Source organism: Ruegeria sp. D6 (assembly GCF_056534365.1).
Genome location: NZ_JBQFPH010000003.1, coordinates 324376 through 338640, shown reverse-complemented (window position 1 = coordinate 338640; position 14265 = coordinate 324376). Strand labels below are relative to the sequence as shown.

12 protein-coding genes are annotated in these 14265 nt (G+C 56.1%); 9 read left to right on the top strand and 3 right to left on the bottom strand.

The window, feature by feature from the left end; genetic code table 11:
* Positions 1–46 precede the first annotated feature (46 nt).
* The 9 genes from ACR0A1_RS13475 (at position 47) to ACR0A1_RS13435 (ending at position 10570) form a co-directional block, all read left to right on the top strand.
* Positions 47–985, top strand: coding sequence for an ABC transporter permease (locus ACR0A1_RS13475; protein WP_170422950.1), 939 nt, complete (start codon positions 47–49; stop codon positions 983–985).
* A gap of 11 nt (positions 986–996) precedes the next feature.
* Positions 997–1854: an ABC transporter permease gene (locus ACR0A1_RS13470; protein ID WP_170394253.1), complete on the top strand. Its 858-nt coding sequence runs from the start codon at positions 997–999 to the stop codon at positions 1852–1854.
* Positions 1851–2831: an ABC transporter ATP-binding protein gene (locus ACR0A1_RS13465; RefSeq protein WP_480614276.1), complete on the top strand. Its 981-nt coding sequence runs from the start codon at positions 1851–1853 to the stop codon at positions 2829–2831. Before ACR0A1_RS13470 ends, ACR0A1_RS13465 begins: the two co-directional genes overlap by 4 nt.
* A complete protein-coding gene (locus tag ACR0A1_RS13460; protein WP_480706300.1) occupies positions 2828–3772 on the top strand; it encodes an oligopeptide/dipeptide ABC transporter ATP-binding protein in 945 nt (314 codons plus the stop codon). The genes ACR0A1_RS13465 and ACR0A1_RS13460 overlap by 4 nt, the downstream gene beginning before the upstream one ends.
* Before the next feature lie 3 nt (positions 3773–3775).
* Positions 3776–5419, top strand: a complete 1644-nt coding sequence (locus ACR0A1_RS13455) for an amidohydrolase (RefSeq protein ID WP_480867931.1) — start codon at positions 3776–3778, stop codon at positions 5417–5419.
* 1 nt (position 5420) lies between these two features.
* A complete protein-coding gene (locus ACR0A1_RS13450) occupies positions 5421–6926 on the top strand; it encodes a M81 family metallopeptidase (protein WP_480867929.1) in 1506 nt (501 codons plus the stop codon).
* Between the two features lie 613 nt (positions 6927–7539).
* Positions 7540–8625, top strand: a complete 1086-nt coding sequence (locus ACR0A1_RS13445) for a hypothetical protein (RefSeq protein WP_480867927.1) — start codon at positions 7540–7542, stop codon at positions 8623–8625.
* A gap of 160 nt (positions 8626–8785) precedes the next feature.
* The gene (locus ACR0A1_RS13440) at positions 8786–9898 is read left to right on the top strand and encodes a glycosyltransferase family 2 protein (RefSeq protein ID WP_480867926.1); all 1113 of its coding nucleotides are present in this window, start codon (positions 8786–8788) and stop codon (positions 9896–9898) included.
* Between the two features lie 12 nt (positions 9899–9910).
* A complete protein-coding gene (locus tag ACR0A1_RS13435) occupies positions 9911–10570 on the top strand; it encodes a sulfotransferase (protein WP_170407560.1) in 660 nt (219 codons plus the stop codon).
* Between the two features lie 289 nt (positions 10571–10859).
* Here ACR0A1_RS13435 and nadC read toward each other — a convergent pair whose 3' ends face one another.
* The 3 genes from nadC to nadA are packed head-to-tail and all read right to left on the bottom strand — an operon-like array spanning position 10860 to position 14230.
* Positions 10860–11720: a carboxylating nicotinate-nucleotide diphosphorylase gene (nadC, locus tag ACR0A1_RS13430; protein ID WP_480751322.1), complete on the bottom strand. Its 861-nt coding sequence runs from the start codon at positions 11718–11720 to the stop codon at positions 10860–10862.
* A gap of 3 nt (positions 11721–11723) precedes the next feature.
* On the bottom strand, positions 11724–13262 hold the full coding sequence (locus tag ACR0A1_RS13425) for an L-aspartate oxidase (RefSeq protein ID WP_480867923.1): 1539 nt from the start codon (positions 13260–13262) through the stop codon (positions 11724–11726).
* Positions 13259–14230, bottom strand: coding sequence for a quinolinate synthase NadA (gene nadA / locus ACR0A1_RS13420; protein WP_480867921.1), 972 nt, complete (start codon positions 14228–14230; stop codon positions 13259–13261). Before nadA ends, ACR0A1_RS13425 begins: the two co-directional genes overlap by 4 nt.
* Positions 14231–14265 lie beyond the last annotated feature (35 nt).

Sequence of the window (14265 nt, the reverse complement as noted above, 5' to 3'; positions counted from 1 at the left end):
GCCGGACAAAACAGCTCGCCACCCATCCACAAGGAGCCAGCTTTTCATGTTGAAGTTTGCAACCCGCCGCTTCGGGCTAGCGCTGCTTATCCTGTTCGTGGCGGTTACCGTCATGTTCCTGATGATCCGCGCCGTCCCCGGGGACCCGGTCCAGATCATGTTGGGGCCACGCGCAACACCTGAGCTTCAGGCCCAGCTCACCGCTGCGTTGGCGCTGGATCAACCAATCTGGAAACAGCTGGTCATATTCTATGGAAACCTGGTCCGTGGTGATCTGGGAATCGACGTATTCTCGGGCCGGTCCGTGACAGATATCGTGTTTCAGCAGCTACCCTACACTCTGGAACTGATCTTTGCGTCGATCCTGTGGTCCGCCACTTTGGGAATTGCACTTGGGGCATATGCCGCTGCCCATCCAAACACTCTGATCGATCGCATTGCGGCGGCGATTTCGGTCAGTTTTGTTGCAGCACCCGCCTTTGTCGTAGCACTTCTGTCGCTATTGGTCTTTGCCGTGCATCTTCAGTGGTTTCCAGCCATCGGCGCGGGCGAAGGCTTCTGGGGTCGCATTGATCACCTCGTTTTGCCCGCCTTTGCCATCGGGCTAAGCTGGGTGGGCTACATCGCGCGGTTGGTGCGCGCCTCGATGTTGGAAGTCTTAGGCGAAAACCACGTTCGGACCGCACGTGCCTTCGGTATCGCAGAGCGCCGCGTGGTGATGGTTTATGCCTTGCGTATCGCCATTCTTCCGGTTGTCACGGTGATCGGCGTCGGCATGGGTTTCCTGCTGAGCTCGGCCGTATTCGCCGAAATAGTGTTCGCGCGCCCGGGTCTGGGCAAGCTGGTGATCGACAGCATAACCACCCGCAATTACCCGATTGTCATGGGCTCGGTTCTGATCTCAACCGGTTTGTTCGTCGTGTCGACCGCACTGGCGGATCTGATCAATGCGTGGCTCGACCCACGCGCTAGACAAGCGCATTGAGGAAAGCCGACATGGAAAAATCTCGTTCTGAACTTGGTCAGATCATTGTCGGCGTCGCCCGCGACCCTCTGGGTCTGATTGGTTTGGTCATTGTGGGCACCATCGTCTTCTGTGCGATATTCGCCTATTGGATTGTGCCCTATGATCCTGTGGCCATGGATATCAAAGCCCGGTTGCAAGGCCCGTCTGCCGAGCACCTTCTGGGTACGGACCAACTTGGCCGCGATACGTTTTCCCGCGTGATTGCCGGCGGTCAGGTTGCGTTGAAAGTCGCCTTGCCTGCGGTCTTTGGTGCGATGGTAATTGGCCTAACCTTAGGAATGATTGCGGGGTATGGGCCAAAATGGCTCGACAACCTGTTGATGTTGTTCTTTGACACCATCCGATCCTTCCCAACCGTGATGTTCGCGCTGGCCGTCGTGGCCCTGGTCGGTCCCAGTTTGCAAACGGTTGTGTTCGTGGTGATGGCGACTTCGATCCCAACTTATGGCCGTGTGGCGCGAACGCAGACCCTGACGTTGCGCAATTCCGAGTTCATTCTGGCCGAGCGGTCGATGGGGGCCAGCATGGCCCGCATCTTGGGTGTGCACATGCTACCAAATATCGTGGGGGTTCTGGCCGTCCTGGCTGCTATGGACATCCCGACGGTGATCGCGCTTGAGGCGGGGCTGTCCTTTCTCGGGCTTGGCGTGAAGCCCCCAACCCCCAGTTGGGGCGCACTTCTGAAGGACGGATATTCCCTGATCCGACAGACACCTTGGCTGGTGGTGGGCGGCGGTCTGCCGATCATTCTGGCAACCCTGGGCTTTACGTTTTTAGGGGAATCCCTGCGCGACGTGGTTGATCCCAAACTGAGGAAACAGCGATGACCGAAACTCTTCTGGAAATCGAGAACCTCAGCGTCGATTATGAAACGGCACGCGGAGATCTCAAGGCATTGCGGGATCTCACCTTTGACATCCGCAAAGGTGAGATCGTGGGCATTGTCGGTGAGTCTGGTTGCGGAAAATCAACCTTGATCTCGTCGATCCTGCGGCTGACCGCACCGAACACGCGGTTCCGGCAAGGCGAAATACGCTTTAAAGGGCAGGATCTGTTGCAAGTGCCTGAACGCAGGATGAGTGATCTGCGCGGGGCCGATATCTCAATCATCTTTCAGGACCCAATGCAGACCCACAATCCGGTTCTGACCATTGGCCAGCAGATGGTCGATATTCAGCACCGGTCCAAGGCTAGTAAGCAGGAAAAACTGGCCAATGCGGCAAAGATGCTGGGGGCTGTCGGAATTCCGGACCCAGAGGCACGGCTAAAGCAGTTCCCGCATGAGTTTTCAGGCGGAATGCGACAGCGGATCGCGATCGCCATGGCGTTGATGTCAGAACCCGACCTGCTGATCGCGGATGAGCCGACCACCGCGCTGGACGCCACGCTTGAGGTGCAAATCATTGAGCGCTTGCAAGAGCTGCAGCGCGAGTTCGATTGCGCCATCCTGTTCATCTCGCACCATCTGGGTGTGATCGCGGAACTCTGTGATCGCGTAGTGGTAATGTACGCAGGCGCCGTGGTCGAAAGCGGCGAGGTGCGCGAGATTTTTCACAATCCCAAGCACCCTTACACACGCCGTCTGATTGATTGCGATCCCGGCCATATCAAGGAACGCGCGCGGGTTCTGCCAACTATTCCGGGCGAAGTGCCCGATCTGGCCAACCTGCCCGGCGGCTGTATTTTCCGCGACCGCTGCGATCAGGCGATGCCACGCTGCGCAACGGACGTTCCGCCCTTGGATCGTCTGAAAGAAGGGCATCACGCCGCCTGCTGGCTGAACCATGAGGAGGCCGTGACATGAGCCTGCTGAATGTCCAAGACCTGCAAACCAGCTATGGCCCGGTCAACGTGCTGGCGGGCGTCAGCTTTGAGGTCGAAGCTGGCGAAACCTATGCGCTTGTCGGCGAAAGCGGTTCGGGCAAGACAACTGTCATCCGTGCGATTGCGGGCCTGGCCCCGGCGCAGGCCGGTTCGGTCGTGTTTGACACGCAAGAGATACGAGGCGCGCCGGAACGGGTAATGCGTCCGCTGCGCAAGGACATGGCGATGATGTTTCAGGACCCTGTGGGCAGCTTGTCACCACGCCTGACAATTCGAAGCCTGATCACGGAACCCTATCGCATTCAGGGCATGAAAGATCGCGATCTGGATGCCGAAGCCAAGCGTCTGCTGGAAATGGTGAACCTGCCGGTGCATTTCGCGGACCGCTACCCCTATCAATTGTCCGGTGGCCAGGCACGACGGGTTGGTGTTGCCCGCGCTTTGGCGCTGGAGCCGAAACTGATCCTGGCGGATGAACCAACGGCGGGGCTGGATGTCTCGGTACAGGGTGAGCTGCTGAACCTGCTCAATGACCTGCGGGAACGCCTGGGCCTGGCGATGGTGATCATCACCCACAACCTGAACGTGGTGCGCCACGTGGCAGACCGCATGGGCATTATGTATCTGGGTCGACTGGTCGAGGAAGGCACGACAGAGGCGATCTTCGACGATCCGCGCCACCCCTATACCCGCTGCCTGCTCAGCGCCAACCCCGAGCCGGACCCCGATGCGCGCCTTGAACGGATCGCGCTCAAAGGTGAGCCGCCCAGCCTCTTGCAACGTCCGTCGGGCTGTGAGTTCCGCGAAAGATGCCCGTTTGCCAAAGACATCTGCACACAGACACCGCAATGGGAGGTTGCTGCAGGCCACGGGCTGCGCTGTCTCGCACCCTTGTCGGGTGCGCCTGCTCCGGGTCACTAAAGGATGAGGGAAACACTCTATTTCGGCGGTCCCATCCTGACGATGGACGCCGACAATTCCCGACCCGAGGCGGTGTTGGTGCGGGACGATGTCATCATTGCGGTGGGGGACGAAGCAACGCTGCGGCGGCAGATGTCATCCGATGCGGGTGTATATGACCTAGCTGGCCAGACCCTGATCCCAGCCTTCATCGACTCGCACGGCCACTTCCCAGATCCCGGCTTCATCCAGCTGTTTCGGGTTGATCTTGCATCACCTCCGCGCGGCGCGTGTATGGATATGGCGCAAGCTTTGGAAAAGCTGCGCAGCCGGGCCGAAGAGACGCCTGAGGGCAATTGGGTGATGGGCGTTTTGTTCGACAACACCGCCATTTCAGAAGGCCGCATGCCTACCCGGGCCGAACTGGATGATGTCTCAACGGCGCATCCAATCTGGGTTCTGCATGCTTCGGGTCACAACGGCGCGGCCAATTCGATGGCGCTGAAGCTGCATGGCGTCAATCGCGACACCCCGGACCCGGCCGGAGGGCGTTATGGCCGCGACCCCGATACCGGCGCCCTGACGGGGCTGGTCGAAGGGCTGTCGGCCATGGGCGAAATGGGCGATACTGATTTTCTGATCGGCCGGGACAGGTTCTGGCAAGGGTTCAACGCCTGCCGTGATGAGTATTTGTCCCACGGAGTAACTTATGCACAGAACGCTTGGGCATCGCAGGTTATGCTCGACCACTTTGCCAGCCTTCGTGCCGATCAGGATCCCGGCATTGATTTGGAATTGTTGCCAATTGCCGATCTGGAACCGGCTCTGAGCCAGGGCTGGATCGACGATAACTGGCCCGGCAACCCACATTTTACGCTGGGTGCGCGCAAGCTGTTTACCGATGGCGCATTCCAATTGCAGACTGCCTATCTGTCTGCGCCCTACTACAAGTCGCTGGACCCCGATCACCCCTGTGGCATGATCTATGCCACGCAGGTCGACATGGATTTCAAGGTTCTCCGCCTACACGCTATGGGGTTTCAGATCCACTGCCATTGCAACGGGGATGCCGGGGCCGAGATGTTCATCGATGCGGTGGACAAGGCCTTGCTAGCGCATCCGCGAGACGATCACCGCCATACAATCATCCACGGCCAGGTTCTGCGCGACGATCAACTGGACCGCATGGCGCGGCTTGGAATAACTGTCAGCTTCTTTTCAGCACATGTGCATTTCTGGGGGGACCGACATTACGATACCTTCCTCGGCCCGGAACGCGCTGAACGGATTTCGCCAGCCGCAACTGCGGAACGATACGGTGTACGCTATACTATCCACAATGACGCGTCGGTTACGCCAACGCGGCCAATCCATCTGGCGCATTGCGCGGTGAATCGACTGACTGCATCCGGCCGGCAACTGGGTGAAAAGGAAAAGGTCAGCGTACTGTCTGCGCTACGGGCACAAACCATCGATGCGGCGTGGCAAGTGTTTAAAGAAGATCAGCGCGGTTCGATTGAGCCCGGAAAACTGGCAGATTTCGCCATCCTTTCTCGCAATCCCCTAGATGATCCTGAACGGCTGCTCGACACATCGATTGTTGCAACCATCCGGCGAGGTCAGATTGTGTTTGGCACCACCAAATCCAGAAAAGAACTGGAATTTTAGAATGACAGCCAAACGCATTGCCATTGCAGGATTTCAACACGAAACCAACTGCTTCGGAGCGACCAAAGCGGGTCTGCCCGAGTTCGAGATGGCAGATTCATGGCCCGAAATGTTGCATGGCGCGCGTGTCATCGCAGACACCAAAGGCATGAACCTACCCATCGCCGGGTTTTCTTCCGCCGCGAACCAGGCAGGTTTCGAGCTTTTCCCGATCCTGTGGTGTGCGGCAGAACCTAGCGCTCATGTCACGGATCACGCGTTCGAGAAGATATGTACTATGATCTTGGATGGCCTTCGCGGCGCGGGACCGCTGGACGGAGTGTATCTTGACCTGCACGGTGCAATGGTGACTGAAAGCCTGGCCGATGGTGAGGGAGAGCTGTTGCGCCGAGTACGTGATCTGGTAGGGCGGGATGTTCCGGTCGTGGCGAGCCTTGACCTGCATGCCAATATCTCTGACCAGATGATCTCGCAGGCGGACTATCTGGCAATTTTCCGCACGTACCCGCACCTCGATATGGGCGAAACCGGTGCGCGATGCGTACCGGTTCTGCAAAGGCTACTGGCCGGAGAAAAGCTGCACAAAGCCTTCCGGCAGGTGCCCTATCTGATCCCATTGCATGCGCAATACACCTGGGCCGCACCGTTTGATGAGATTTATCAGTTGCCCACCCAGTTCGAACATACCCATGTCTTTGCAGAAATCGCGCTGGGTTTTACTGCGGCAGATTATCCCGATACTGGTCCGTCCTGCGTTGCCTACGCGACCAGTGCCGCGCAAGCGACCGCCGCAGTAGATCAAATTTTCGACCTTTTTCTGGCCCGAGAACCCGATGTGGACTGCTCTATGTTGTCGTTGGACGAAGCCGTTCTGGCCTGTTGTTCGCATCGCGACAAACCGCTCGTGTTAGCGGATGTACAGGACAACGCAGGCGCAGGCGGCACATCCGATACCACCGGACTTCTGGCCGCTTTGATCGAGGGGGAAGCGCAGGAGGTTTTGATGGGTCTCTTCCACGACGCCGAAAGCGCAGAGAAAGCGCATCGTGCAGGCCAAGGCGCAAAACTGAACCTGGCCATCGGCGGAAAATCAGGTCTGCCCGGGCACCACCCCGTTGAGGCAAAGTTCGAAGTCCTGGCCATCGGAGATGGCATCTGCCGATACTCAGGTGAGATGTACGGAGGCGGCATCGCGACGCTTGGCAAAACGGCCGCTCTGAGGATGATAGAGTCTGGCGCGAAGATAGACTTGGTCGTCACCAGTGTGCGCAACCAATGCCTAGACCGCGCTCATTTCACCCATATCGGCCTGAATCCCACATCCTATTCAGTGATCTGTGTCAAAAGCACCACACATTTCCGTGCGGATTTCCAACCCATCGCAAGCGACGTGAAAGCCGTTGCCGCTCCAGGCACCTTTCTCTGCGATCTGGACCAGATCCCCTACTACAACATCGCAGGCAAACGCCGCATCGAAACAAGTGGACCCAAAACCAAAAACCATTGATTTTCCACCAGCATCGCAGCTCGCAATCGACATAGCAGGCGCAGAAATTGCATTGAGATCCCGCTTGTAAACTAAGAGATTGGAAACTTCTCGCTTCACGTTTTGACAATGCCGCCTCATCTTTCGCTTCAAATCGACAGAAGATAGGGCTTAAACCGTTTCTGTTCGGCAGAAACCCAAACCCATTACGACCAAGCTTTGATAGAGCAACCCCGCGGCAAATCCCGACCCAGCAAACGGACCTTGCTAGCGCGATTCACGGTTCGAAATCGAGCGGTGAATATGTCTGACTTATATTGGTTGGCTGGCGCACATATAGCGCGTCTTGAGCCCTTATTCCCCAAATCACACGCCAGTCAACTACGCGAAACCCACGGAGTTACAGACCCAGATTGTTATGATGTGCTAAAACCCGCTTTTTATCGGAATAGTGAACGAAACCGCAACGCTGGGAAATACCATCAGACCGGATACCTCCGCTCAAGCAATCTGGTCTGAGATCCGGCCTGTTCGGCGTTGGATGTAGACGGCAAGTGTAGCTATCGATAGACAACTTCCACAGGGTCAAACCGAAAACGAGGGCCCGAGGCAACCCAGGCAACAGGAAGAAACTATGAAGCGCTGTGCAATTGTACAATTTGAACCGCGCCATGAAGAAGTCATCCCCAGCTTGGTGGCCGCCTGTAATGCAAACGGGTACCGACCACAAATCTTTCTGCATCGCCGGATCTTAAAGCTGCGCGGAGATATCATGGCCTTGGTCCCGGGATTGGAATTTGATGTTGAGTATGTGCCGTTGAGCACGCCGGATTACCGGGCTGCGGATGCACCAAAACATATCAAGTCTACTATGGCTGCAATTGAAGCGGCCAAACATGACTTCGTCCTCATGGCCTCTTTGAGTCGTCCAAAAGCGGCAAGCTGGGCGCAGGGAGTGAAGAAGCCATTGATCATGGTCCTGCATAATCTGGATCAGTTCAGCCAGATGGTACCCCTGCGCGAGACGCTTCAGATGCCAAATGCGCGCTACATCAGCCTGAGTGCACATGTCACGGCTGAATGGATCAGCCGGGTGGGCAAAGCCCATATGGACAGGATCGCGACGTTGGAGCCGTTTTATTGGATCGATGATCCGGAACCAAAGTTGGGCCAGCCGCGTCAGGTCGTGATCCCCGGCAACGTTAACATGCGGACACGTGATTACCCTGGCCTGCTGGATCTTCTTGGCAATCGACCGGACGCCTTTCAGAATCTGCATTTCATCCTGCCGTCAGGAGGCGGAGATCGCGCCAAGGTTGAAAGTGAGATCCAGGACCGAAAGCTTGACGCCCGCTTTACGTGCGTGCCTTTGGACAACAGCGGGCAGGTCGGGCATGCCGCGTATTTTGACGCACTGGCGGGCGCTCAGGTGATACATCCGCTCATGCCATTTGACTATGAACAATATCAACGGATCAAGATCACATCTGCCCTGTCCTCTTCGGGTGGATTCTGTGTGCCGATCGTCATGGACCGCTGGTCAGAGGCCTGTTACCGACCACCAATGCTGATTGCTGACAATGGGTTGGAGGCAAGCCTGACCCGCATTTCAGAGGCGAGTGATGCAGAACTCAGCGATCTGCAGGTAGCACTGAAGTCTTACCGCCGATCTGCACTTGCAAACGGAGCTGTCGGGCTAAGACGGCTAATTGAACAATAAGTGCATCTATCCGGTTCACTCTCAGCCTTTTAGATCCACCTACCACCGAGTTGGAAATCGCCCAAGTTGGCAACATGATGCCGCGCCGTACTTTTTTCGTTCCTACGCGAAATTCGCAGTTCAGAACATCTGCAAAACCGTTATTCTCAATGAGCACCACATGACATACGGTCTGGCGGATCACCAGACTGAAGCGTCGGATCAAAGGAATAGAATGACACGAAAGCTAGCGATCCTGACGCTCAAAGATGAAGGCGCGTTCCTGTTGGAATGGCTCGCCCATCATCAGATGGTTGGTTTCACTGATTTTCTGATCTTCTCGAATGATTGCGCGGATGGCACCGATCTGATGTTGCACCGACTCGAAGAGATGGGGCAAATCACTCATGTCAGCCATGAAGCCAAGCCCGATAAGAGCGTACAGTGGCAGGCTATGAAACAAGCCGCCAAACATCCTCTATTGAAAGAAGCAGACTGGATACTGGCGCTCGATATTGATGAGTTTGTAAATATCCATATTGGCGACGGCTCGTTAAACGCGCTCATCCATAGCCTCCCCGAGGCGGATGCGATCACGCTCACCTGGCGGCTATTCGGAAATGCAGGGATCGTTTATTTTGAAGATGCGCCGGTGACCCAACAGTTCACTTCGTGCGCCCCCAAACCCATCCTTTGGCCGTGGCGCGCCTCGATGTTCAAAACGCTTTATCGCAACAACGGGATTTACCATAAACCAGGCATTCATCGGCCAATTTCGCCTGATCAGACCCGCGTGGATGAGGCGCGCTGGTATGATGGATCAGGCCGTTTGCTTGGTGGCGATCATCGCCGCCAGCGGGTATTTTCCAACTATACGCAAGATACGACCATGAGGGTTCAGCTTAACCATTATGCTTTGGGCGCGATGGACTCCTTTCTGCTCAAACGTGCGCGTGGACGTGGGGTGCATTTCAAAGAGAAAATCGGCATGGATTATTGGGTCGATTACAACTTTAACAGCGATCAGGACGTCTCTATTTCCCGCTACCAATCGGCACGGGCTGCTCGGGTTACCGAGCTAAAATCAGATGCCACACTGAAGAAGCTACATGACAAGGCCTGCGAATGGCGGCACAAGCGATTTAAGGAACTTCTGGAGTCAGAACCTGAACGCGCGTTTTTTGCTCGCCTGATGATGGCTGGCCAAACCACACCTCTGACGGAGCATACGGCCCGTCAGCTTATTTCAGTTGCCATGCGCGCGAACCAGAAAGCCGCCGCAGAGTCCGAGTAGGAGCCTTCCTTCGTGCCGCAATCATCAAAAACCCATCCTGAATATCTGTCTACTCGTGCAGGCCGTACGCGGCGGATATTTCAGGTCGGTTTCAACAAGTGCGGCACAAGGTCGATTTCCGCCTTTCTAGATAACAACGGCATTCCGACGGTTCACTTCAAGCGTGGCAATCTGGCCCGCGCGCTCGCTAACAATCTTAAGTATGGCTATGCGCCGCTCAATGGCATTGACCGTTGGGTCGGCTACACCGACATGCAGATGGTGAGCGGGTCACGCGTGATTGAAGGTTGCCGTTATTTTCGTCAACTCGCGGCATATTATCCCAATTCGTATTTCATATTGAACACTCGAGACAAAGACAGGTGGATCGCAAGTCGCCGAAACCATGGCAATGGGTTTTATGCCGAGCGTTATCGTAAGGGTATGAATTTCGAGTCGGTTGATCAGGTAATTGATCATTGGTCAGAAGAATGGGACCGGCATCATCAGGAGGTGCCCGAATTTTTTAAGGACCAACCGGATAAATTATTGATATATAATATAGAAACAGACAGCCCTGACCAGATGTCCGAGTTCCTTGCGCCTGATTTTGAGACTGATCCGACTTTCTTCGGCCATGAGGGTAAAACGTCCGGAGGCAATGACGCCGACGATGCGGTTTCTCCGAATTGAGATGTCATGGCCTGCTTATTTAAGCAGCATAAGAAATCGAGTGTGGGCGAGAACGAAAGGTTCGGTCGCCAACTCTCTGACGAATGAATGCGACTTGAAACTTGCCCAGCTTAGCTGGCTAACGGAGTGACAAGATTGAACAGGCAGGCTGCGCCGCCGCGCACCTTTTGATTGCCTTGATTCCTATGGTGCGCGCGATGCTCTTGCCGTTGGCAATCTTTTGGAAAGGCCGTTGATTTCGACATTTTGGGCAATGAGCGTCGTAACTGTTGGTTTACTCTTGGTGCTGTTAGAGCACAAAATCCAGACCAATATCGAGGCAGTGTGCACTGTGGGTGATCCAGCCCATAGAAATCAAATCAACACCGGTGTTCGCCACAGCCCGCACATTATCTGGGGTTATCCCGCCTGAAGCTTCGGCAATGGCTTGACCATCAATCATGCCTATAGCTTCGCTTAAGGTTCTTGGATCCATGTTATCCAGAAGCACCGCATCAACACCGATTTTCAGAACTTCGGCCAGCTGCTCCAGCGTGTCGACCTCGATCTCGACCTTGACCATATGACCGACTGTCTCTTTGGCCCGCGTCAAGGCTGGGCGGACACCCCCGGCTATAGCGATGTGGTTGTCCTTGATCAGCACCGCGTCACTTAGGGAGTAGCGATGGTTCATGCCGCCGCCTGATCGCACAGCGTATTTCTCTAAAGCCCGCAAACCGGGCGTTGTTTTTCGGGTACAGACGATGGCAGCACGCGTGCCTTCGACGCGGCGAACCATATCGGCTGTCACACTTGCAATACCCGATAGATGACCCAAGAAGTTGAGCGCCGTACGTTCAGCAATCAGCAGACTGCGCGATGGTCCTTTGAAGGTAGCGATCACTGTGCCGGGCGCGACTGTCCCACCATCCTCGACATGACGGATTACTTTGATCGCCGGATCTATCAGCTCACAAGCCAATTCAGCACAATCCAGACCGGAAATACATCCGGATTGACGCGCGCAAGCCACAACTTCGGAAACATGATCCGAAGGAATAACAGCCGAGGAGGTGACATCTCCGGCGAGGCCCAAATCTTCATCAAGTGCGCGGCGGATCACCGGCTCCAGCATCGTTCGGGGCAACGGGGCTAGGGGCATGATAGTCATTTCTCAAGCAGTCCTCAAAAAGGGTTCCTGACTGGTCAAACTCGCATGAGCAAGTACTTCGCTCAGAGTCATCAAAAGAGATTGCGCGTTCGCCTCAGGATTAGGGAAGTCACTTCGGTAATGTCCGCCACGCGATTCTCGGCGCAGATCGGCAAAGACCGCGATCGAAAGCGCGACTAGTGCCGGGTCAGAAGCGCAGGCAGCGGTTTCGACCAACGGAGACAACTTTGAAATGACTTGACGCAATCCCACCTCGTCGCGGATCAAACCCAGAAATTTTGTAGCCAAAGGCCGGACAGAGCTAGGGTCAGAACGAGGCAGAGCGGTAACTGTAGGAACAAATGACAGGTTTCTCATTTCTGCCTTGGCAACATCATTTGCGGCGCGGCATCCCATCACCACCGCCTCCAGCAGTGAATTACTAGCAAGGCGATTGGCACCATGCAGGCCAGTGGCCGCGCATTCACCTATGGCCCAAAGGCCTGACAGAGTGCTTCTTCCATACTCATCAACGGCGATACCGCCCATGTGGTAATGCGCAGCCGGAAGTATCGGTATGGGATCGCGCGCCGGATCAATTCCGCTTGCTGCGCACAATGCATGGATGCCAGGGAACCGCTGGACAAATTCGGCACCAAGCGCGGCACGAGCATCAAGAAACACTCGCCCACCTTCCAATATGACCTGATGCACGGCACGAGCCACCACGTCGCGCGGGGCCAGTTCAGCCCCCGGAATATGCGACATGAAGCGCTTGCCGGTTTGGTCGATCAGAATTGCGCCCTCGCCCCGGACGGCTTCACTGACCAATGCCAGAGGTGTCTGCTTGATATCCAGCGCTGTGGGATGAAACTGGACAAATTCCATATCGCGCAAGGCTGCCCCGGCGCGGGCGGCCATCATGACGCCCTGGCCGAAATTACCTGAAGGGTTGGTGCTTGCACCAAACAGACCGCCGCAACCGCCTGACGCCATAACGAACTGAGATGTGCGCAATACCTCTGCTTGGGCATCTTTTTGCAGATGAACGCCTGTAACGTGTCCGTCTAGCGTCAACACCCGTCGGGCTTCGACTCCGGTCAAGCAAGTGATCGATGGGCATTGCAACACGGCACTCGCAAGGGCCGATGTGATTTCGGCTCCGGTGCGGTCGCCGCCTGCATGCAGTATTCGGCGGCGGGAATGCGCAGCCTCGCGCCCCAAGGCATATGTGCCGTCGGCGGTTTTATCGAAACGAGCGCCGTGTTTCTCTAATACAGTGATCGCCTTTTGCGCTTCGCAGAGAATGGCCGACGCCACGGTTTCATCGCACAGCCCGTCGCCGGCCCGCAAAGTATCGACCAAGTGTTGCGCAGGATCACCATCCGTGCCTAGTTCGGCGGCGATCCCTCCTTGAGCCCAAGCGCTGGAACATTCCTGGCCCAGCCCTGCACGGGTGATTAGTACTACGGGTTGTGGAGCCAGTTCCAGCGCAGCCGTCAGCCCGGCGATGCCGCCACCGATGATGGCAGTTCGACCATGAAGCCCTTCGAGCCCGATCATTTCACTGCCAGCATCCGTTCTACCGCGCGGCGCGCATCTTCGGCGATGGCCGGATCGACAGTGACTTCGTGATGGCCCAGTTCCAATGCGTTGCGAATGTTGCGCAGACTAATGCGCTTCATATGTGGACATAGGTTACAGGGGCGCACGAATTCCACCTCAGGATGGTTCAGCGCCACGTTGTCGCTCATCGAGCATTCGGTCAACAGGCAAACCCGCGTCGGTTTTTTGTCGCCGACGAAATCCGACATGACTGCGGTAGAGCCAGAAAAATCTGCTTCGGCAACCACTTCGGGCGGGCACTCAGGATGGGCCAGGACCGTAACACCCGGCCACGCTTCGCGCATTTCACGTATATCGGCTGGAGTAAACAGTTCGTGCACCTCGCAATGTCCGTGCCATGCGATCAATTCGACATCGGTCTCTTTGGCGACGTTCTTGGCGAGATACTCGTCCGGGATCATCAACACGCGCGGCACCCCGAGGGATTCCACCACCTTTACTGCGTTGCCCGACGTGCAGCAGATATCCGATGCCGCCTTCACCGCTGCCGACGTGTTTACGTATGTGATCACCGGAACGCCGGGATGGGCTTCGCGCAGAAGCGCAATATCCTCGGGTGTGATGGAATCTGCCAGTGAACACCCCGCCCCCAAATCTGGGATCAGCACCGTCTTTTCCGGGTTCAGCAGCTTGGCAGTTTCCGCCATAAAATGCACACCAGCCAACACAATGACATCGGCATCAACCTCGACAGCTTCGCGCGCAAGCGCAAGGCTGTCGCCCACGATATCGGCAACTCCGTGGAAGATCTCCGGCGTTTGGTAATTGTGGGCGAGGATGACCGCATTCCTCTCACGCTTGAGATCAAGGATGGCATCCAGATCATCTTCAAACAGCATCCATTCGGGTTGCGGGATGATCTGCTTTACCCGGTCGTAGAGGTCTGGAAGGCGAAAGTCTTTCATTAGCTTCTCCATTTATACTCGCATCGAGTATATTG